Genomic DNA, 20933 nt, shown 5'->3' on the forward strand with positions numbered 1-20933 from the left:
TGGCCTGCCGGTTCGTTGGGCCGTACAGGTAGGCTCGCCGGCATGGCGACTCCTGAATTCATCCGTACGATCCGGGCCACCGCAGGCCACCAGCTGCTGCTTCTGCCGGGGGTCAGTGCCGTCGTCTTCGACGACGACGGCCGGGTGCTGCTCGGGCGGCGCGCGGACACCGGGGCGTGGTCGATCATCGGCGGGATCCCCGAGCCGGGGGAGCAGCCCGCGGACGTCGCCGCGCGCGAGGTGTTCGAGGAGACCGGCATCGAGTGCGTCGTCGAGCGGGTCGTGCTGGTGCAGGCCCTGCAGCCGATCACGTATCCCAACGGCGACCAGTGCCAGTTCATGGACACGTCCTTCCGCTGCCGGGCCACCGGCGGCGAGGCGCGCGTCAACGACGACGAGTCGCTCGAGGTCGCCTGGTTCGCCCTGGACGCGCTGCCGCCGCTCGAGGAGTTCTCACTGTTCCGGATCAAGCAGGCCCAGTCGGAAGGACCCACATGGTTCGAGACCATGGCCGAGCGCTGAAGTATGGGTGCTGCCCACATCGGGCGGCGCCGATCAGCTGCCTAGGGTGCGAGTCATGACGCCGCGCACCCCGCTGACCGCACCCGCCGCCCCCGAGCTCGATCTCGGCGGCCGCACCGCACTCGTCACCGGCGCCGCCAGTGGCATCGGCCGGGCCTGCGCCCTGCGCCTCGCCGCGGCGGGCGCCAAGGTGAGAGCGGTGGACCGGGACGCGGCGGGGCTCGCGGCCCTGGCCGACGAGGCCGACGGCGTCGAGCCGTACGTCCTGGACCTCACCGACCTCGACGCCGCGGAGGAAGCGGCGGCCGGTACCGACGTCCTCGTGAACAACGCCGGGATCCAACTGGTCCGGCCCATCGAGGAGTTCCCGCCCGAGGTCTTCCACACCGTGCTCACCGTGATGCTGGAAGCCCCGTTCAGGCTGCTGCGCGGCGCGCTGCCGCACATGTACGGGCAGGGCTGGGGCCGCATCGTGAACGTGTCATCGGTGCACGGGCTGCGGGCCTCCGCGTACAAGTCCGCGTACGTGGCCGCGAAGCACGGGCTCGAGGGGCTGTCGAAGACGGCCGCGCTGGAAGGGGCGGCGCACGGCGTCACCTCGAACTGCGTGAACCCCGGGTATGTGCGCACGCCGCTCGTCGAACAGCAGGTCGCCGACCAGGCCGCCGCGCACGGCATCCCCGAGGAGCGGGTGCTCAGCGAGGTGATGCTGCAGGACAGCGCGATCAAGCGGCTCATCGAACCGTCCGAGGTCGCCGAGGCCGTCGCGTACCTGTGCGCGCCGCAGGCCTCGTTCATGACCGGCACGTCCCTCGTGCTCGACGGCGGCTGGTCCGCCCACTGATCCGGCCCCGCCATTCGTCGGGTTCCAGGTGGTTTCGCACGGAACGCGGTCCCTCGACCGGGTGACCGCGATTCCGCGACGACCCGAGTTGTCCACAGGGCTAGCAGGCCCGACCGCTCGACGGGTAATCCTTGTCCGCATGTCGCGCCACCAACCGCACTCAGCCAGCGCCTCCGGCCCGGTGACCACCGAGGACCCGCAGGCCCCGTTCCTGGAGCTGCTCGCCAGGGGCGCCTCCGCCGATGCCTACGAACAGCCCGTGCTGCTTGCCCGGGCGGAGGGCGCGGCGCCCGAGCGGATAGCGGCACTCGAGGCGGCAAAGGCGCTCGCGTTGCGCGTACGCGCGGAGATGGAGGGCAGGCGGCGCCGCGAGGCGGAGCTGTCCGCGCTGTTCGAGACCGCGCACGACCTCGCGGGCCTGCGCGATCTGGACGCGGTGCTGCAGGCCATCGTCCAGCGGGCCCGCTCGCTGCTGGGCACTGACGTCGCCTATCTGACGCTGAACGACCCGGCCAGGGGCGACACCTACATGCGGGTCACCGAGGGCTCGGTCGCGGCACGCTTCCAGCAGCTGCGCCTCGGTATGGGGGAGGGCCTCGGCGGCCTCGTCGCGCAGACCGCGCGGCCGTACGTCACGGACGACTACGGGCACGACGTGCGCTTCCAGCACACCCGCAGCATCGACGCGGGCGTCGGGGACGAGGGGCTCGTCGCCATCCTCGGGGTGCCGCTCATGCTGGGGGCACAGGTGATCGGGGTGCTGTTCGCCTCCGACCGGCGCGCGCGGGTCTTCGAGCGCGAGGAGATCGCGCTCCTCGGCTCCTTCGCGGCGCTCGCCGCGGCGGCCATCGACACCGCGAACCTGCTCACCGAGACCCGGCAGGCGCTGAACGAGCTGGAGCGCGCCAACGAGATCATCCGCGACCGCAGCGGCGTCATCGAGCGCGCGTCCGACGTGCACGACCGGCTCGCCGAGCTGGTGCTGCGCGGCGGCGGGGTGCACGACGTGGCGGCGGCGGTTTCCCAAGTCCTCGACGGCACCGTGGAGTTCACCGACGCGGAGGCGGCGCCCGCCCGCGCCCTCGAAGCCTCCCGCGCCGACGGGCACGCGGTGCGGCACCGGGACGACTGGGTCGCGGCCGTCGCCGCCGGCGGCGAGCTGCTCGGCGCCCTGGTGCTGCGCGGCCACCCCGGTCTCGACCCGGTCGACCAGCGCACCTTGGAGCGCGCCGCCATGGTCACCTCGCTGCTGCTGCTCGCCCGGCGCTCCGCTGCCGAGGCCGAACAGCGGGTGCGCGGCGAGCTCCTTGACGACCTGCTCGACGGGCGGGACCGCGACCCCCGGCTGCTGCGCGAGAGAGCGGAGCGGCTGCACGCCGACCTCGACGCGACCCATGTGGTGCTCGCCGCCCGCCTGGAGAGCACCGGTGACGCCGAGCAGGAGGCGGCCGCGCGCCGCCGCCTGTGGTCCGCGGCCAACCACCTCGCGGCGACCCGACACGGCCTCGCCGCCGCGCGGGACGGCGGCACCGTCCTGCTGCTCCCGGCGCACACCACGGACGCGTCGCGGTTGGCATCCCATGTCGCGGGCCGGCTCGCCGAGGCGATCCACGAGAGTGTCACCGTGGGCGCGTCGGCCCCCGTCGCCGACTTGGCGGGGCGGACCGAGGGAGCGGCCGCCGCGTACGTGGAGGCGCGGCGCTGCCTCGACGCGCTGCGGCTGCTCGGCAGGTCCGGCCAGGGAGCCGCGGCCGAGGACTTCGGCTTCCTCGGGCTGCTGCTCGCCGACAGCCGGGACGTCGGGGGCTTCGTCACCCGCACGATCGGCGAGGTCGTCACCTACGACGAGCGCAGGGGCACCGACCTGGTGCGAACCCTTGACGCCTACTTCGCGTCCGGCATGAGCCCGGCCCGTACGAAGGACGCGCTGCATGTGCACGTGAACACGGTCGCGCAGCGTCTGGAGCGGGTGGGCCGGCTCCTCGGCGAGGACTGGCAGGCGCCGGAGCGCGCACTGGAGATCCAACTGGCGCTGCGGCTGCACCGGTTGGCGGCCCCGGACATAGCCTGACCCCGTCCGCGGGGGCGGACGGGGTCAGGCGGGCCGAAACCCCGGTCAGACGCGGTGGACCTTGGCAGGCCGGTCGCTGTCCGTGACGCCGGACGTGGCCTCGGGCTCGATGTCCGCCAGGTCGCGGTGCCGGGTCTCCTTCGCCACGCCCACGGCGATCAGGGTGAGCAGCGCGGCCGCGATGACGTACAGGGAGATCGGCGTCGAGGAGTCGTACTCGGACAGCAGCGCCGTCGCGATGAGCGGTGCGGGCGCGCCCGCCGCCACCGAGGCGAACTGCGCGCCGATGGACGCCCCGGAGTAGCGCATCCGCGTCGCGAACATCTCGGAGAAGAACGCGGCCTGCGGGGCGTACATGGCGCCGTGCAGGACCAGGCCGACGGTCACGGCGAGGAGCAGGCCACCGAAGCTCGCGGAGTCGATGAGGGAGAAGAACGGGAACATCCACAGGCCGACGCCCGCCGCGCCCAGCAGATACACGGGCCTGCGGCCGACCCGGTCGGAGAGGGCGCCCCAGGCGGGGATCACGGCGAAGTGCACGGCGGACGCGATGAGCACGGCGTTCAGCGCGGTCTGCTTCGAGACGCCGGCCGACGTGGTGGCGTACACGAGGATGAAGGCGGTGATGACGTAGTAGCTGATGTTCTCGGCCATGCGGGCGCCGATGGCGACCAGGACATCGCGCCAGTGGTGTCGCAGGACCGCGACCAGCGGCATCTTCTCCACGGTGTCGGCGGCCGCCGCCTTGCGGGCCTCGGCGCGGGCCAACGCCTCCTTGAAGACGGGGGACTCATCGACGGACAGACGTATCCACAGACCCACGACGACGAGCACGCCCGAGAGGAGGAACGGGATCCGCCAGCCCCAGTCGGTGAACGCGGAGTCCGAGATCAGGGCGGTCAGGGCCGAGAGCACGCCGGTCGCCAGGAGCTGTCCCGCGGGCGCGCCCGTCTGCGGCCAGGACGCCCAGAAGCCGCGGCGCCGGGCGTCTCCGTGCTCGGACACGAGGAGCACCGCACCGCCCCACTCGCCGCCGAGGGCGAAGCCCTGGACGAGGCGGAGCACGGTGAGCAGGACGGGGGCGGCGGTGCCGACCGTCGCGTGGGTCGGGAGCAGGCCGATGGCGAAGGTGGCGCCGCCCATCATGAGGAGGCTCACCACCAGGAGCTTCTTGCGGCCGAGTCGGTCGCCGTAGTGCCCGAAGACGAGCGCGCCCAGCGGGCGGGCGGCGAAGCCGACGGCGTACGTGAGGAAGGAGAGGAGGGTGCCGACCAGGGGGTCGGAGTCGGGGAAGAAGAGCTGGTTGAAGACCAGCGCCGCGGCGCTGCCGTAGAGGAAGAAGTCGTACCACTCGATCGTGGTGCCGATGAGACTCGCCGCGACAATGCGCTTGAGGTTTCCGGGCGTTGGCGGAGCGGTTGCTGCGGAGGCCATGTGCACCACTTCCAGGCGTTGGTGGGGACGTGTATCTGCTGGCACAAGGTAGGAACACGCAGGTCAGCGGCACATGTGGTGGGACACCATACTTTCGGGGCCGACTGTGGCCGTCCGACACGGAAGTCCGGCCCGACAACGACGAGTTGGGGGAGCGGCTCGGGTTTGCGATGACCGTCAGTGGCTAACCGGGACTCCATGAGTGAACCGAACAAGGGAATGGATCAGCGGAACGAGACCATGAAGCGGACGACCGCTCCCGTGAGCGACGCCGCCAAGAAGACCGAGGCCAAGGCCGGTGAGGTTGCCTCGGCCGCGCAGCAGGCGACCGGGCAGGTCACCAGCGCCGCCCGCACGGCGTGGACCGCCCTGGCGCACCGGAAGGTGCTGGCCATGGGTGTCGGCGCCGGGGTCACAGCCGTCGGCGCCGCTTCGTACGCCGCCGGCCGCCGCGCGGGACGGCGTCCGTAGGCAGCGGACGGCCCGTCGGACGCGGCGTGCGGCGCATCTCCGCGGTCCCTGACTGAGTGCGCGGACTCGGGGAACGCGGCGAGGTATGGCTGTACTGAGGAAATGCGCACGTCCGATGCTCGCCTCCGCGTTCGTGGCCGGGGGACTGTCCACCGTCCGTGCCCCTGAGCGCGTGGCGCCCGCCGCGGAACCGGTGGCCGTTCCCGTGGCCTCCCGCGTGCCACGGCTGCCGGAGAACCCCGAGCAACTGGTACGGATCAACGGAGCCGTGCACATCGGGGCCGGGCTGCTGCTCGCCGCCGGGGTGGTCCCGCGGCTTGCCGCGCTGGCGCTCGCGGGGACGCTCGTGCCGACGACACTGGCCGGTCACGCCTGGTGGAAGGAGGAGGATCCCGAACAACGCGCCCAGCAGCGCACCCAGTTCCTGAAGAACCTGTCCCTGATGGGCGGCCTGCTCATCACGGCGGCCGACACCCACGGCAAGCCGTCGACCGCCTACCGGGCTCGCGGCGCCGTCGGCACCGTCCGTGGCGCGACCCGCGGGGCGACCCGTGGGGCGACCAAGCGCGTGCGCGGTGCCGCCGACCAGGCGCGCGCGCTGCCCGCGCAGGCCCAGCAGGCCATCGACAAGCGCCTCTGAGGTTCGGGCCGCCTCCTGCGGGACGTGCACGGATGCCGGCCGGCAGGTCGTACGGCACGCTGGAGACGTACGCGTACATGCGTGGCCGGAGGTGGCGATGGAGCCCGTGCGGGCGCTGGAGCGGATCGCGTTCCTGCTGGAGCGGGACGGCGCGCCCACCTACCGGGTGCGGGCGTTCCGCACGGCCGCCGGTGTCGTCGCCGAGCTGGGCGATGCCGAGGTCGCGCGGCGTGTCGAGGTCGGTTCGCTGGAGTCGCTCAAGGGCATCGGCCCGAAGACCGCCGCCGTGATCCGGGAGGCGGCGGCCGGGCAGGTTCCCGACTACCTCACGCACCTGGAGGAGGAGCTGGCCCGCACGGTGCCGCTGGAGGGGGACGCGGGCGTGGAGCTGCGTTCCCTGCTGCGGGGCGACTGCCATCTGCACTCCGACTGGTCGGACGGCGGCAGCCCGATCGAGGAGATGGGCCGCGCCGCCCGGGACATCGGGCACGAGTGGGCGGTGCTCACCGACCACTCGCCGCGCCTGACGGTGGCCCGCGGGCTTTCGCCGGAGCGGCTGCGCGAGCAGTTGGACGTGGTGGCGGAGCTGAACGCGGGCTGGGCGCCGTTCCGGCTGCTGACCGGGATCGAGTGCGACATCCTCGACGACGGTTCGCTCGACCAGGAGCCCGAGCTGCTGGAGCGCCTGGACGTGGTCGTGGTCTCGGTCCACTCCAAGCTGCGGATGGACGCCGCCGCGATGACCCGCCGCCTGGTGGCCGCCGTCGGCAATCCGCACGCCGACATCCTGGGCCACTGCACGGGCCGCCTGGTCACCGGCAGGGGGCGGCCGGAGTCGCAGTTCGACGCGGACGAGGTGTTCGCGGCGTGTGCGGAGGCGGGCACCGCCGTGGAGATCAACAGTCGGCCAGAGCGGCTCGATCCGCCCCGGCGGCTGCTGCGCAAGGCGGTGGCGGCCGGCACGCTCTTCGCCGTCGACACCGACGCGCACGCTCCCGGGCAGCTCGACTGGCAGTTGTTCGGGTGCGCCCGGGCCGAAGAGTGTGGGGTTCCTGCGGAGCGGGTTGTGACCACGTGGTCGGCGGAGGAGTTGCTCGGGTGGGCCGGGGGTCGATCGAGTCCCGCGTAAGTATGCGCCGCACCGGCGTGAAAGATCGGGGCTCTGCCCCGGACCCCACTGCTCAATCGCCGCAGGGGCTTGAATGGCGGAACCGGGCGATCGGTCGACCGCGTGTACCCACTGGGGTACACCATGCAGATCATCGAGGTCACGGGATACGCCGTGCGGTCCGCCGTGATCACCATGCGGAGCAACGGCACACCGCTGGAGTTCGTGCTCTTCCCCATGCTGCACATCGCGTCGCCGACCTTCTACGCCCAGGTCAGGCTCCGGCTGCGGAAGTGCGACCTCGTCGTCATGGAGGGCATCCGCGGCAGATCGGCCGCGGCGAGCGCCCTCACGCTCGCCTACCGCTTCGCCCCGCGCAGGAGCCGCAACGGGCTGCGGGAACAGAGCGACGACCTGCTGCTGCCCGCCGGCGTCCCGGTCGTCCACCCGGACGTCAGCGCGGCGGAGGCGGTCGCGGACCTGAAGACCCTGCCGCGGTCGACCTACCTGCTGATGCTGGTCGCGGCCCCCGTGATGGGGCTGATCTTCGCGCTGCGCGGGCCGCGCGCCTTCCTCGACGAGGACCTGGCGGTCGACGATCTGCCGACGACCCTGCGGGCCGAACTGCTGGCCGACGATCCGGTGGCGCACGCCATGACGGACCGCCGCGACCGGCGGCTGCTCGACGCGCTCGGCGAGATCCACGCCGCACACCGCACCGAACCACTGCGGGTCGCCGTCGTCTACGGAGCCGGACACGTACCGGCGATCGTGACGGGCCTGCGGGAGCGCCACGGCTACCGCCCCCGCGACGCGGAGTGGCTCACCGTCTGCGTCCCGGGGTGAGCCACCGGCCACGCCACCCGCGATCTTGGCGGGCAGACCCCTTTCGAATCCTGGCCGAGGAGGAGATATCTTGATGTCGAGCAATCCGATACAAGACTTCAGATGACGTGGAAGACGTGGAAGCGGAGCACCCGGTGACTGACTCGACCATCATTTACACGCACACAGACGAGGCCCCGGCCCTCGCGACGTACTCCTTCCTGCCGGTCATCGAGGCCTACGCGTCCACCGCCGGTGTCGGCGTCGAGACCCGTGACATCTCCCTGGCCGGGCGCATCCTCGCCCAGTTCCCGGAGTACCTGACCGAGGAGCAGCGCGTCCCGGACGCCCTCGCCGAGCTCGGCGAGCTGGCCAAGACGCCGCAGGCCAACATCATCAAGCTGCCGAACATCTCGGCCTCGGTCTCGCAGCTCAAGGCCGCCGTCGCCGAGCTGCGCGAGCACGGCTACGCGCTGCCGGACTACCCGGACGAGCCGAAGACCGACGAGGAGCGCGAGATCGGCGCCCGCTACGACAAGGTCAAGGGCTCCGCCGTCAACCCGGTCCTGCGCGAGGGCAACTCCGACCGCCGCGCCCCCGCCTCGGTGAAGAACTACGCCAAGGCCCACCCGCACCGCATGGGCAAGTGGACCCCCGAGTCCAAGACCAATGTCGCGACCATGGGTGAGAACGACTTCCGCTCCACCGAGAAGTCCACCGTCATCCCGGCCGACGACAAGCTGAAGATCGAGCTCGTCGCCGACAACGGCACCACCACCGTGCTGCGCGAGTCCGTACCGGTCCTCGCCGGCGAGGTCGTCGACGCCTCCGTGCTGCACGTCGCGCCGCTGCGCGAGTTCCTCACCGCGCAGATCGCCCGCGCGAAGGAAGAGGGCGTCCTCTTCTCCGCGCACCTCAAGGCCACCATGATGAAGGTCTCCGACCCGATCATCTTCGGTCACGTCGTGCGCGCCTTCTTCCCGGAGACCTTCGCCCGCTTCGGCGCCGACCTGGCCGCCGCGGGCCTCACCCCGAACGACGGCCTCGGCGGCATCTACAAGGGCCTCGAGACGCTCGCGAACGGCGCCGAGATCAAGGCCTCCTTCGACGCCGAGCTGGCCGCAGGTCCCGACCTGGCCATGGTCGACTCGCACCGCGGCATCACGAACCTGCACGTGCCGTCCGACGTCATCATCGACGCCTCCATGCCGGCGATGATCCGCACGTCCGGCCACATGTGGAACAAGGACGACCAGGAGCAGGACACCCTCGCGGTGATCCCCGACTCCTCGTACGCCGGCGTGTACCAGGCCGTCATCGACGACTGCCGCGCCAACGGCGCCTTCGACCCGTCGACCATGGGCACCGTCCCGAACGTCGGCCTCATGGCGCAGAAGGCCGAGGAGTACGGCTCCCACGACAAGACCTTCGAGATCAAGGCCAGTGGCACCGTCCGCGTCGTCAACCAGGCCGGCGACGTCGTCCTGGAGCAGCAGGTCTCCGAGGGCGACATCTTCCGCGCCTGCCAGACCAAGGACGCCCCGATCAAGGACTGGGTCAAGCTCGCCGTCACGCGCGCCCGCGCCACCGGCGACCCGGCCGTGTTCTGGCTGGACGAGGGCCGCGCCCACGACGCCCAGCTGATCAAGAAGGTCGAGCAGTACCTGCCGGAGTTCGACACCGAGGGCCTGGACATCCGGATCCTCTCCCCGGAGGACGCCACCAAGCTCTCCGTCGAGCGCATCCGCCAGGGCCTGAACACCATCTCGGTCACCGGCAACGTGCTGCGCGACTACCTGACCGACCTCTTCCCGATCCTGGAGCTGGGCACCAGCGCCAAGATGCTGTCGGTCGTCCCGCTGATGAACGGCGGCGGCCTCTTCGAGACGGGTGCCGGCGGCTCCGCCCCGAAGCACGTCCAGCAGCTCGTCAAGGAGAACTACCTGCGCTGGGACTCCCTCGGTGAGTTCCTCGCCCTGGCCGTCTCCTTCGAGCACCTCGCGACCACCACGGACAACGCCCGTGCGAAGGTCCTCGGCGAGACGCTGGACCGCGCCACCGGCACCTTCCTCAACGAGGACAAGTCGCCGACCCGTCGCCTCGGCGGCATCGACAACCGCGGCAGCCACTTCTACGTCGCCCTGTACTGGGCCCAGGAGCTGGCCAAGCAGACCGAGGACGCCGAGCTGGCCAAGGCCTTCGCTCCGCTCGCCGAGAAGCTCGCCACGAACGAGCAGAAGATCGTCGACGAGCTGATCGCCGTCCAGGGCTCCCCGGCCGACATCGGCGGCTACTTCCAGCCCGACTCGGCCAAGGCCGACAAGGTCATGCGCCCGTCGCAGACGCTGAACGAGGCGCTGGCCTCGCTCGCCTGATCCTCGCGGCACACACACCGCCCCGGTCGGCCCCGTGCCGGCCGGGGCGGTGTTGTTCACGCTGCGCGGAAGGCGCCGTATTTGACGCTCTTCCTACGCCCTGACCTGGGTAGGGTGCTTCGATGAGCACTCTGGATGACGCACGCCCGGGCATGGACCCGGCGATCCGACCGCAGGACGACCTCTTCGGGCATGTCAACGGCCAGTGGCTGGCGACCGAGCCCATCCCCGACGACCGCTCCAGCTGGGGCCCCTTCGTGGAGCTCGTGGACGTGGCCGAGCAGCGGGTCAAGGAGATCATTCAGGAGATCGCGGCCGGCGGCCCCACGAGCCTGGACGCGGACGAGGCGCGCAAGATCGCCGACCTGTACGCGTCGTTCATGGACGAGGAGGCCGCCGAGGCCCGCGGGCTCGACCCGGTCCGCCCGCTGATCGAGGAGGTGGCGGGGCTCGGCGACGTACGGCAGCTGGCGGGCTTCCTCGGCCGCTTCGAGCGCAAGGGCGGCTCCGGCCTGTTCGGCGCCTACATCGACAGCGACGACCGGAACTCCGACCGCTACCTCTTCAACATCCTCCAGGGCGGCCTCGGCCTGCCCGACGAGTCGTACTACCGCGAAGAGAAGTTCGCCGAGATCCGCGAGAAGTACGAGGCGTACCTGACCGAGCTGTTCACGCTCGGCGAGCACGCCGACCCGGCCGCCGCCGCGCGCACCGTCCTCGCGCTTGAGACCCGCCTCGCCGAGGGCCACTGGGAGCGCGCCGAGACGCGCGACGTCCAGAAGACGTACAACCTCACCACCTTCGACGAACTCACCGCGCTCGCCCCGGCGTTCGACTGGCGGGGCTACGTCACCGGGCTCGGCGGCAAGGACGAGACCCTCGCCGAGTCGTGCGTGCGCCAGCCCTCGTACCTCACGCACCTGTCCGCGGTGCTCACCGAGGTGCCGATCGAGCAGTGGCGCGACTGGCTGCTCGCGCGCGTCCTGCGCTCCGCCGCGCCGTACCTCTCGACGCCGTTCGTGCGCGTCAACTTCGAGTTCTACGGGCGCACGCTGAACGGCACGCCGGAGCTGCGCGCCCGCTGGAAGCGCGGCGTCGCGTTCGTCGAGGGCGCCATCGGCGAGGCCGTCGGCAAGGAGTACGTGGCCCGGCACTTCCCGCCGCGCTCCAAGGCGCTCATGGACGAGCTGGTCGCCAACCTCCTGGAGGCGTACCGCCAGTCCATCTCCCGCCTCGACTGGATGACGGACGAGACGAAGGAGCGGGCGTACGAGAAGCTCGCCACGTTCCGGCCGAAGATCGGGTACCCGGACGAGTTCCGGGACTACTCGGGGCTGACCGTGGTCAGCGACGACCTGCTCGCCAACGCGTACGCCGCCGACGCCTTCGAGCACGACCGGCAGATGGCGAAGATCGGCGCGCCGGTCGACCGCGACGAGTGGTTCATGCTGCCGCAGACGGTCAACGCGTACTACAACCCGGGCACGAACGAGATCTGCTTCCCGGCGGGCATCCTGCAGAAGCCGTTCTTCTCGCCGGACGCCGACGCCGCGGAGAACTACGGCGGCATCGGCGCGGTCATCGGCCACGAGATCGGCCACGGCTTCGACGATCAGGGCGCGCAGTACGACGGCGCGGGGAACCTCAACGACTGGTGGACCGCCGACGACAAGGCCGCCTTCGAGGCGAAGTCGAAGGCGCTCGTCAAGCAGTACGACGGGTTCTCGCCGCGGAACCTGCCGGGGGAGTTCGTCAACGGGTCGCTGACCGTCGGCGAGAACATCGGCGACCTCGGCGGCCTGACCATCGGGCACACCGCGTACAAGATCGCGCTCGGCGACGCGCCGGTGCCGGTCGAGGGCGAACTCACGGGTACGCAGCGGCTGTTCATGAACTGGGCGTACTGCTGGCGCACGAAGCGGCGCAAGGAGCAGGAGCAGCAGTACCTCACGATCGACCCGCATTCGCCGCCGGAGTTCCGGGCGAACATTGTGCGGAACCTGGACGAGTTCCATGAGGCGTTTTCGACGGTGGTCGGGGACGGGTTGTGGGTGGAGCCGGGGGAGCGGGTGCGGATCTGGTGACGTGATCCTTGGGTGGGCCGGGCGGTTGCGGCCGTCCGGTCCTACGTCTCGGGGCTCTGCCCCGGGCCCCGCTGCTCAATCGCCGCAGGGGCTTGATTTGTGGGGACTTGAGCGGGATTCAGGGCGTTGAGAATGACGACTTCAGGAAGTCGATCGTCGACGTCCATGCCTCGCGGGACGACTGCTCGTCGTAGACCTCCGGGCGGCCGTCGTTGAAGAAGGCGTGGTCTGCGGGGTAGGTGCGGAAGTCGGGGGCGATGCCCGACTGGGACCTGATCGTGGTGCGCAGGCCGTCGAGCGTGGCCGGTGGGATCGCCTCGTCGCGGTCGCCGTAGTGGCCCAGGATCCGGGCCCTCAGGCGGGAGAAGTCCGGGACCGCGCCCTGGATCACGCCGTAGAACGGGACCGCCGCGCTCACCCGCTGGTCCGCCGCGGCCAGGTACAGGACGAAGCCGCCGCCCATGCAGAAGCCGACCGCGCCGACCGTGTCGGAGGTGACCTGGGGGAGGGCCAGCAGGCAGTCGACCGCGCCGGACAGGAGTTCCACGCCGCGCTCCACCGGCAGGTCCCGCATCATGGCGAACGCCTCCTGGGAGTCGTGCGCAACGTTCCCGCCGTACAGGTCGGGGGCGAGCGCCACGAAGCCCTCGGCGGCGAGGCGGTCGGCGATGTCGGCGATGTGGTCGGTCAGGCCCCACCACTCCTGGATGACGAGGACGCCGGGGCCGTGCCCCGAGGCCGGCAGCGCCAGGTAGCCGTGGGCCGTGGTGCCGTGGCTGTCGAACGTCAGGTTCTGGTGGGCCGGGCGGCCGGTGGACTTCGGGGTGTGGGGGGTTTGTGACATGACGCAACGATGCCACCGCGGGACGTCCCGCGGTGGCATCGGTCCGGCCGTGAGCCGGGTCAGTCCTTCTTCTGGGCCGACTGCAGCGCCGTGATGCACATCGCGATCGCCGACTGCAGCTCCTCGAGGCGCTGCAGCATGTCGTCCTCGACGATGTCGTCGATCTCCTCGGCGTCGACGTCGTCGAAGGTCAGCTCCTCGAAGGCCTTCGTGGCCTTCTGCAGGCTGCTATAGAACTTCGCGCGCCGCTCCTGCACCCGCAGCTCGGGGTCCTTCTCGACGGTCTCGGCGACGAGCGTGCGCACGGTGTCGTACGCCTCGCGGGCCCACTCGCCCGCCTCCTCGTCCTCGTCCAGCTCGTCGATGAGGGACAGGTGCCGCTCGGCCTCCTCGCGCAGCGCGGGGGAGGCCTCGATCTTCTGGCCCGCGGGGGTCTTGACCTGGCCCTCTTCCGCGATCCTGCGCACGTATTCGAGCTGGCCGCCGGTCTTGGTCTCCTCGGCGACGGCCTTCTTCAGGTCGTCCGTGCGCACGATGTCGCGGGCCATGCCCGTGCGCAGCACCGGGTCCTCGTCGAGGCGGTCCATCAGCGCCTTGCGGGCGGCCTCGGCGGTGCCGGGGTCGGCGAGGATCGCGGCCCGCAGCGCCGTCGGGTTCTCGGCGACCTCCAGGGCCTTCGTCGGGCGGATGCCCTCGGCCTCGGCCGCCTCGGTGATCGCCTGGCCGCGCACCGAGGTCGCGCTGTTGCGGGACACGTAGTACGACAGCCAGACGTCGGCGTCCGGGAGTTCGATGTCGGCGCCGGGCGCGAGGGCCTCGAACTGGGGGACCAGGCCGTCGTCCGCCGCGCTGTCCCACGCCTTGTAGAAGCGCATGACGCGGTCGGCGGAGCAGCCCGCGAGCTCGGCGAACTTCCGCGCCGAGACCTTGGCGGACTCCCCGGCGGACTGGCCGCCGGGCCGCACGCTGCGGGCCACCTTCAGGGCGAAGGCCCAGCCTCCGGTGCGGGCGTAGACGCCGAACTCGTGGGCGTCGCGGGTGATGGCCTCCGGTACGTCGCCGGGGGCGGGGTCGTCGTCGGCCTCGGAGCTCTCCGCGAAGGGGACCTCTGTGGGCGGCGTCCAGAAGCTGTCGGACGCGCTGTCGGCATCCGCCGAGGCGGCGTCGGTGGTCGGCGGGGTCCACGTATTCGCGGTGTCCCCGGGCTCGGCCGTCTCCTCGTTCGCGGGCACGGCGACGGCGCCGTCCGGGGCGACGGCCGGCGCGGGCACGGGCTCCGCGGTGGCCTCGGCGCCGGACTGGACAGCGGCGTCGGACGAGTCGATGGCTACGGACACGTAGGCACTCCTGAGTGATCTGGCACGTGCGGGTTGACGAGCCACTTTATCGCTCCGATTGGGCCGTTTTGCGCGCGAGTTGCCACAGCGGCGCGCCGGACAGGTGTGCGAAGTCGGGGTGGCCCGTCGGACGGGCCCGGGCATGGCCGGGCCCGCCATTCGCGGCTCCCCCTTCTGCGAACAGCGGGCCCGGCCTCGGCCTCGACCGTGCGCCGCGGCGGGAGGGCGAGGGCACGGGAGGCTCGATACCGCAGCATCTCAGTGCGCGGCCCCATGACGGACGGGGCCAAGGGGCCCTCGTGGTGGGCCGAACGGCCCGGATTCAACAGCCCGCCCGTCGCACCACCCGCAGCAGGTACTCCTTGCGGTGCAGCGGGTCGTGGTCCGTGCGGGAGCGGCGCGGCGCGTCCTCGTGGACCGGGGCGTAGTGGTCGAAGGCGGCCTCCAGGACGCCCTCGCCCCGGGTGAGGGAGGGCAGTTGCTGCTCCAGGGCGCGCACCCGGGCGGCGGGGATCAGTCCTTCGACCGTGGTCCACGGCCCGCCGTCCGTGTGCTGTCCCGTCGGCACCGCCCGCAGCCGGGTGAGCACCGGCAGCACCGCCCCGTACAGATCGGCCGGGATGTCGAGGCGGAAGCGGTGCATCGGTTCGCACACCGCCGTGCCCGCGCGCTTGAGGGCGCTCATCAGGACCAGCGGGGTCAGGCCGCGGAAGTCCGCCCCGGTGCTCGACATCGACTTGTCGAAGATCGCGTGCGCGTGGCTCTGCCGCGGGGCGTAGCCGGAGCGCGCAAGAGTCACCGTGCAGTCGGTGACCTGCCAGCCGAGCAGTCCCTGGCGCAGCGTCCTGTGCACGGTCTCCTCGACGGCCTTGATGAAGGCCAGGGGGAGGGAGCCGAGCTCGATGCCGAGCCGGAACGCGACGCCCGAGCCGACCGGCGCCGGGTCGACCCGCAGGCCGATGGTGGCCAGGAACGGGTTGCCCTCGTCCTTCATCGCCTCGGCCGCCGCGCCGGAGCCCGTCGGCCGCTCGACGCACAGCGGCGTCGACTCCCGGAACGTCACGTCGAGCCCGAACTCCTCGGCGAGCGTGGCCTGTACGACCTCCTTCTGCACCTCGCCGTAGAGTGACAGGAAGATCTCCTGACGGATGTCGTCCTGCCGAAGCCCGATCAGCGGGTCCTGCTCGGCGAGCTGGGTGAGCGCGGCGAGCAGCGCGCCGCGCCGCCCCGGCCGGTCGGGGTCGACGACCGTCTCCAGGGTCGGCGGCGCGAAGTGGTGCTCCTTGACGGGGACCTGGGGCTCGCCGAGGTCGTCCCCGACGCGTACGCCGCCGAGTCCCCACAGGCGTGCCACCTGCCCGGGGCCCGCCTCCGTACGGGGTGTGTCCACGCCGTCCGCGAAGACGCGCACCGCCGTGACCCGGTCCTCCCCGCCGCCGGGCAGCGCGAGCCGCTCGCGCACCCGCAGCGTCCCCGTGAACACGCGGGCGTACGCGATCTTCTCGCCGGCCGGGCCACGATCCACCTTGAACACGCGGGCGGACAGCGGCAGTTGGGGCCGCTCGTCGGCCGTCGGGAGCATTCGTGCGATGCCGTCCATGAGCGCGTCGATCCCCGTGCCCGTCATCGCGGAGCCGAAGTACACCGGATGCGCCTCGGCGCGCGCCGTCTGTTCGGCGAGCACGTCGCGCAGCCGGCCGTACGTGACCGACTCCTCGTCCTTGACGTACGCCTCCAGGAGCGCGTCGTCACGGGCCGAGAGCACGTCGACCAGGCGGGCGCGATGGGCCGTGTCGTCGGGGGCGTAGGGGACGCAGTGCGCGTCCCGGCCGCCGAGGCCGTGCGCCACCGTGTTCATCGGGATCATCGCGGGCGCGAGCTTGTGCCGCAGGTCGTCGAGGAGCGCGGCCTCGCGGGCGCCGCCGCGGTCGACCTTGTTCACGAACACCACGGTGGGGATGCGCAGTCGGCGCAGGGTGCGCATCAGGACGCGGGTCTGCGCCTGTACGCCCTCCACGGCCGAGACGACGAGCACCGCCCCGTCGAGCACGCCGAGCACGCGCTCGACCTCGGCGATGAAGTCGGGGTGGCCCGGCGTGTCCACGAGGTTCATGTCCGTGCCGTCGACCGGGAACGACACCACGGCCGACTTGATGGTGATGCCGCGCCGGCGCTCCAGGTCGAGGGAGTCGGTGCGGGTGCTCCCTTCGTCGACGCGGCCGAGTTCGTCGATCACCCCGGCCGTGTGCAGGAGCCGCTCGGTCAGGCTGGTCTTACCGGCGTCGACGTGCGCGAGAATTCCAAGATTCAGCAATGCCACTGGCAGTCGAGTCCTTGAGGGAAGGGAATGCCACGGCGGCGGAATCCGCGGTGGCCCTCGGAAGGAGCTGGACTGCAGTGCGCATGGATCGGTCCTCACGCTCGGGATGCGCGGCAGTTGCCGCACAGGGATCAGTGCAGCAGTGTGCCGCGCACCCCGGCAACCGATTTATCCGGCGTCGGCCACCCGCGCCGACCACCGCTGCTCGACCCGCGCGAGCCGCCAGTAGGCGATCGCCGCCGCCCACACGACCACGAACAGGCCCACGATCACGTACCCGACGTTGTCGAGGTCGAGCCCGGCGATCCACCCGGTCACCGCGTCGCTCAGGTCGAGCTTGTCGTGCAGCACGCCCACGAGTTCGATGGTCCCGATGAAGAACGCGACCGCGATCGACAGACCGGTGATGGTGAGGTTGTAGAACACCTTGCGCACCGGGTTGGAGAACGCCCACTGGTAGGCGAAGTTCATGAACGTGCCGTCGAGCGTGTCGAACAGGCTCATGCCCGCGGCGAACAGCAGCGGCAGGCACAGGATCGCGTACCAGGGCAGGCCGGCGGCGGCTCCGCTGCCCGCCATCACCATCAGTGTCACCTCGGTCGCGGTGTCGAAGCCGAGGCCGAAGAGGAAGCCCAGCGGGAACATCTGTCCTGGCCGGGTGATGGACCTGGTGAAGCGGCCGAGGATCCGGTTCATGAACCCGCGCGAGTCCAGGTGCTCCTCGAGCCGCCGCTCGTCGTACGAGCCCGCGCGCATCGCCTTGAAGACCTTCAGAATGCCCATCAGGGCAACGAGGTTGAGCGCCGCGATGAGGTACAGGAACGTACCGGAGACGGTCGTGCCGACGACGCCGAGCACCTGGTGGGTGGGCGAGTTGTCGTTCATGAGGGTGCCGGCGAGCGCAGCGCCGCCGGCGACGAGCGCCGCCATGGCCACCACCACGCTGGAGTGGCCGAGCGCGAACCAGAAGCCGACCGAGACGGGCCGCTTGCCGTCCGCCATCAGCTTGCGGGTGGTGTTGTCGATGGCGGCGATGTGGTCGGCGTCGAAGGCGTGCCGCATGCCGAGCGTGTACGCCGTGATGCCGAGGCCGATGCCGAAGGCCTTGTTGCCGACTTCGTAGTGCTCGGGGACGACGAGCAGGAAGAGCACGCCGAACGCGACGACGTGCAGCGCGGCGATCACCGCGATCAGTCCGGCCGTGCGCAGCGTGTCCTCGCGGCGCCAGCGGAAGGCAGGGGAGGGGGTGTTCAGGGCAGGGGTCGGGGAGTTCCCGGGCAGGGTCATGCGTCGATCACGCTCCAGCACCTCGTGGATCACTTCGTGAGATGCCGCGGCCGGTCTCCTGGCTTACGGGCGTGCCCGCCGCTCCGGCCTTCCCAGCGGCCGACGGCCGCCAGTGGCGCACAGGGTGGAACGGCGCGCTCCGGACGTCGCTGTCCGAAACCCGATCACAGTGGCGAGGGCCGCTCCGGAATGGGCCCCTGAGGGGCCGTCACCGGTCTTCCCGAGCACCACGGCCCGACCAACCTAACACCTACCCGGAAGCGCGCTCGCGGGCCCGGCGGATCTCCTCGTAGGCCTTCTCCCGGCCCTCCCAGTGGGAACCGTCGACCGACTTGCCCGGTTCGAGATCCTTGTAGACCTCGAAGAAGTGGGTGATCTCCAGGCGGTCGAACTCGGGGATGTCCTCGATGTCCCGGGTCGCGTCGTGCCGCGGGTCGTGCGCGGGGACGCACAGGACCTTCTCGTCCGGGCCCTTCTCGTCGCTCATCACGAACATGCCGATCGCCCGGCACTCGATGGCGCAGCCGGGGAACGTCGCGTCGCCGGTCAGGACGAGCGCGTCCAGCGGGTCGCCGTCGCCGCCGAGCGTGCCCTCGATGTAGCCGTAGTCCGCGGGGTACTGCGTCGACGTGAACAGCATCCGGTCGAGCCGGATCCGGCCGAGATCGTGGTCCATCTCGTATTTGTTCCGGGATCCCTGCGGGATCTCCACGATCACGTCGAACGCCTCGGCGCGTGCCTGACTGCTGCCCAATGTGGCCTCCTTGCCGCATTCCGACGCCCCCGAGTGTGCGCCGTACCGGGCGAGGGCGGAACCCCTCAGGCGGCCGGGGGAATGGGGAATTCGAGTTCGGGCCGGTCCCAGGCGACGGCCGGCGGGCGCGCGGGCACCGTGCCGGTGCGGCGCGCGCCCATGCCGCGGTAGAAGCCCTCGGCGGGCGGGTGCGCGACGACGCGGACGTGGTCGAGGCCCGCGGCCCGCGCCTGCGTACGCATGTGGTCGACGAGCAGCCGCCCGATGCCCCGGCCCTGCGCCTCGTCGGCGACGAACATCAGGTCCAGCTCCGGGGGCTCGGCGAGCAGCGCGTAGAAGCCGAGCACCCGCTCGTCGGCCTGGTCCACGGCGACGTACACGTGGTGCGCCTCGATGTAGTCGGGGCCCACCCGGTAGCCCGCGACCATGGAGGCGTACGGGTCCCGGTAGGCGCTGGAGCCGCGCACGAGGCGGGTGAGGCGCCGGGCGTCCCGGGCGGTGGCCCGCCGGACGGTGACGGCCGGGGGCCCGCCACGGCGCGTAATGCTCGCGTTCATGTGTCGAGTATTACGCACTCGGGGGCGGGGTCAGGCCGTGGGCACCGTGGAGTGCGCCTGGCGCAGGAACGCGGCGTTGTCCGGGGTCTGGCGCAGCTTGTCGAGCAGGGCCTCGTAGGAGGCGGCCGGGTCCCGGCTCTGCAGGGCGCGCCGCAGTCCGCGCACGACGCTCAACTCGGCGGCGGGCAGCAGGAGTTCCTCGCGGCGGGTGCCGGAGGGGGTGAGCTCGACGGCGGGGTGGACGCGGCGCTGCGCGAGGACGCGGTCGAGGCGCAGCTCCATGTTGCCGGTGCTCTTCAGTTCCTCGAAGTAGTAGTCGTCGGCGCGGGAGCCGGTGTCGACGAGGGCGGTGGCGAGGATGGTCAGCGAGCCGGCCTCCTCGGCGTCGCGGGCCGCGCCGAAGAACCGCTTCGGTCCGTGCAGGGCCGCGGCGTCCACACCGCCGGACAGGGTGCGGCCGCTGGTCGAGGCCGCGTTGTTGTGCGCCCGGCACAGCCGGGTGAGGGAGTCGAGGAGGATCACCACGTCGCGGCCCTGCTCGGTGAGGCGCTTGGCACGCTCCACGGCGAGTTCGGCGAGCGCGATGTGGGCCTTCGCCGGACGGTCGAACGTCGAGGCGTACACCTCGCCGCGCACGGATCGCCGCATGTCGGTGACCTCCTCGGGGCGCTCGTCGACGAGCACCACCATGAGATGGACCTCGGGGTGGTTCGCGGCGAACGCCGCGGCGAGCTGCTGCAGCAGTACCGTCTTGCCGGTCTTCGGCGGCGCGACGATCAGGCCGCGCTGCCCCTTGCCGACGGGCGTGAACAGGTCGACGACGCGTCCGGCGAGCCCGGCGGCCGGGTACTCAAGGCGGAAGCGCTCGCTGGGGTGGAGCGGGGTGAGGTCGGCGAAGCGCGGGCGGGCGCGGCTCGCGTCGGCGGGGGCGCCGCCGACGGTCTCGACGTGGGCGAGGGTGTGCGGCTTCCCGCACGTGCCCTCGACGAAGTCGCCCTTGCGCAGGCCGAGTCGACGGATGAGGTGGGCGGGGACCTGCACGTCGTGCGACGTGGGTTCCAGGTCGGCAGCGCGCAGGAAACCGTGCCCGTTCCCGCCGATGTCGAGGACGCCGGCGGCGCGGACGGGTTCTTGGTCCTGAGGTGCGGGGGTGGTGCTCATGGTGGTGGTGGCCGTGGTCATGACGATCACAGGTCCTTTCGCGGGCCGAGCCGCGGACGCGGCAGGCGTCCGGCGGCGGGCGTACAAGGGCAGGGAAGGGGTGGGATCCGGCGAGTGGCAGGGGCGGCAGAGCGCGCCCCGCGGCCGGGGAGAACCTGGAGGAACGGCAACGGGTGAAGAGCCCGCCAGAAGCCGCTGACCAGGGATGACGTGCGCTGTGCGGTGACCGGGAGACGGTCGACCCGCGTGCGCTGAGAGAAGAGATTCGGTACCGGCGCCTCGAAACGGGCGAGCACATG

General features: G+C 71.6%; 17 protein-coding genes and 1 riboswitch. Of the genes, 9 read left to right on the forward strand and 8 right to left on the reverse strand.

Translation table 11 applies throughout. The features are described 5' to 3' along the window. Positions 1-42 precede the first annotated feature (42 nt). The 3 genes from ACZ7L4_RS00280 to ACZ7L4_RS00290 all read left to right on the forward strand — a co-directional run bounded on the left by ACZ7L4_RS00280 (position 43) and on the right by ACZ7L4_RS00290 (position 3437). Positions 43-522, forward strand: coding sequence for an NUDIX hydrolase (locus tag ACZ7L4_RS00280; protein ID WP_450810402.1), 480 nt, complete (start codon positions 43-45; stop codon positions 520-522). Positions 523-577: 55 nt separating this feature from the next. Continuing rightward, on the forward strand, positions 578-1366 hold the full coding sequence (locus ACZ7L4_RS00285; protein ID WP_472098373.1) for a 3-hydroxybutyrate dehydrogenase: 789 nt from the start codon (positions 578-580) through the stop codon (positions 1364-1366). Positions 1367-1505: 139 nt separating this feature from the next. Further along, positions 1506-3437 (forward strand): helix-turn-helix domain-containing protein, encoded by a 1932-nt coding sequence (locus tag ACZ7L4_RS00290; protein ID WP_472098374.1) that lies wholly within the window; start codon positions 1506-1508, stop codon positions 3435-3437. A 45-nt stretch (positions 3438-3482) separates the two neighbouring features. On the opposite strand, the gene ACZ7L4_RS00295 is transcribed toward ACZ7L4_RS00290, so the two are convergent. Then, entirely contained in the window at positions 3483-4871 is a 1389-nt protein-coding gene (locus tag ACZ7L4_RS00295; RefSeq protein WP_472098375.1) for an MFS transporter, read from the reverse strand. A 198-nt stretch (positions 4872-5069) separates the two neighbouring features. Here ACZ7L4_RS00295 and ACZ7L4_RS00300 point away from each other — a divergent pair, with 198 nt between their 5' ends. The 6 genes from ACZ7L4_RS00300 (at position 5070) to ACZ7L4_RS00325 (ending at position 12374) form a co-directional block, all read left to right on the forward strand. Further along, positions 5070-5342, forward strand: coding sequence for a hypothetical protein (locus ACZ7L4_RS00300; RefSeq protein WP_472098376.1), 273 nt, complete (start codon positions 5070-5072; stop codon positions 5340-5342). 85 nt (positions 5343-5427) lie between these two features. Beyond that, on the forward strand, positions 5428-5982 hold the full coding sequence (locus ACZ7L4_RS00305) for a DoxX family protein (protein WP_472098377.1): 555 nt from the start codon (positions 5428-5430) through the stop codon (positions 5980-5982). A gap of 97 nt (positions 5983-6079) precedes the next feature. Then, positions 6080-7111 carry a PHP domain-containing protein gene (locus ACZ7L4_RS00310; RefSeq protein ID WP_472098378.1) on the forward strand — a complete coding sequence of 344 codons (1032 nt, stop codon included), beginning with the start codon at positions 6080-6082 and terminating at the stop codon, positions 7109-7111. A 123-nt stretch (positions 7112-7234) separates the two neighbouring features. Further along, positions 7235-7936 (forward strand): hypothetical protein, encoded by a 702-nt coding sequence (locus ACZ7L4_RS00315; RefSeq protein ID WP_472098379.1) that lies wholly within the window; start codon positions 7235-7237, stop codon positions 7934-7936. A gap of 134 nt (positions 7937-8070) precedes the next feature. After that, a complete protein-coding gene (locus ACZ7L4_RS00320) occupies positions 8071-10290 on the forward strand; it encodes an NADP-dependent isocitrate dehydrogenase (protein WP_472098380.1) in 2220 nt (739 codons plus the stop codon). A 122-nt stretch (positions 10291-10412) separates the two neighbouring features. Next, entirely contained in the window at positions 10413-12374 is a 1962-nt protein-coding gene (locus ACZ7L4_RS00325) for a M13 family metallopeptidase (RefSeq protein WP_472098381.1), read from the forward strand. Between the two features lie 118 nt (positions 12375-12492). Here ACZ7L4_RS00325 and ACZ7L4_RS00330 read toward each other — a convergent pair whose 3' ends face one another. The 7 genes from ACZ7L4_RS00330 to rho form a co-directional block, all read right to left on the reverse strand. After that, on the reverse strand, positions 12493-13218 hold the full coding sequence (locus tag ACZ7L4_RS00330) for a dienelactone hydrolase family protein (protein WP_472098382.1): 726 nt from the start codon (positions 13216-13218) through the stop codon (positions 12493-12495). A 59-nt stretch (positions 13219-13277) separates the two neighbouring features. Then, on the reverse strand, positions 13278-14555 hold the full coding sequence (locus tag ACZ7L4_RS00335; protein ID WP_472098383.1) for a hypothetical protein: 1278 nt from the start codon (positions 14553-14555) through the stop codon (positions 13278-13280). Positions 14556-14877: 322 nt separating this feature from the next. Beyond that, the gene (locus ACZ7L4_RS00340; RefSeq protein ID WP_472098384.1) at positions 14878-16875 is read right to left on the reverse strand and encodes a GTP-binding protein; all 1998 of its coding nucleotides are present in this window, start codon (positions 16873-16875) and stop codon (positions 14878-14880) included. A gap of 168 nt (positions 16876-17043) precedes the next feature. Continuing rightward, positions 17044-18162, reverse strand: coding sequence for a Nickel transporter NicT (nicT, locus tag ACZ7L4_RS00345; protein WP_472098385.1), 1119 nt, complete (start codon positions 18160-18162; stop codon positions 17044-17046). Positions 18163-18193: 31 nt separating this feature from the next. Next, positions 18194-18409: riboswitch (cobalamin riboswitch) on the reverse strand. Between the two features lie 3 nt (positions 18410-18412). Continuing rightward, entirely contained in the window at positions 18413-18916 is a 504-nt protein-coding gene (locus ACZ7L4_RS00350) for an inorganic diphosphatase (protein WP_472098386.1), read from the reverse strand. A gap of 65 nt (positions 18917-18981) precedes the next feature. Further along, a complete protein-coding gene (locus tag ACZ7L4_RS00355; protein ID WP_472098387.1) occupies positions 18982-19473 on the reverse strand; it encodes a GNAT family N-acetyltransferase in 492 nt (163 codons plus the stop codon). 30 nt (positions 19474-19503) lie between these two features. Then, positions 19504-20655, reverse strand: a complete 1152-nt coding sequence (gene rho, locus ACZ7L4_RS00360) for a transcription termination factor Rho (protein ID WP_472098388.1) — start codon at positions 20653-20655, stop codon at positions 19504-19506. Positions 20656-20933: the final 278 nt, after the last annotated feature.

Source organism: Streptomyces sp. NPDC107575 (genome assembly GCF_055657265.1).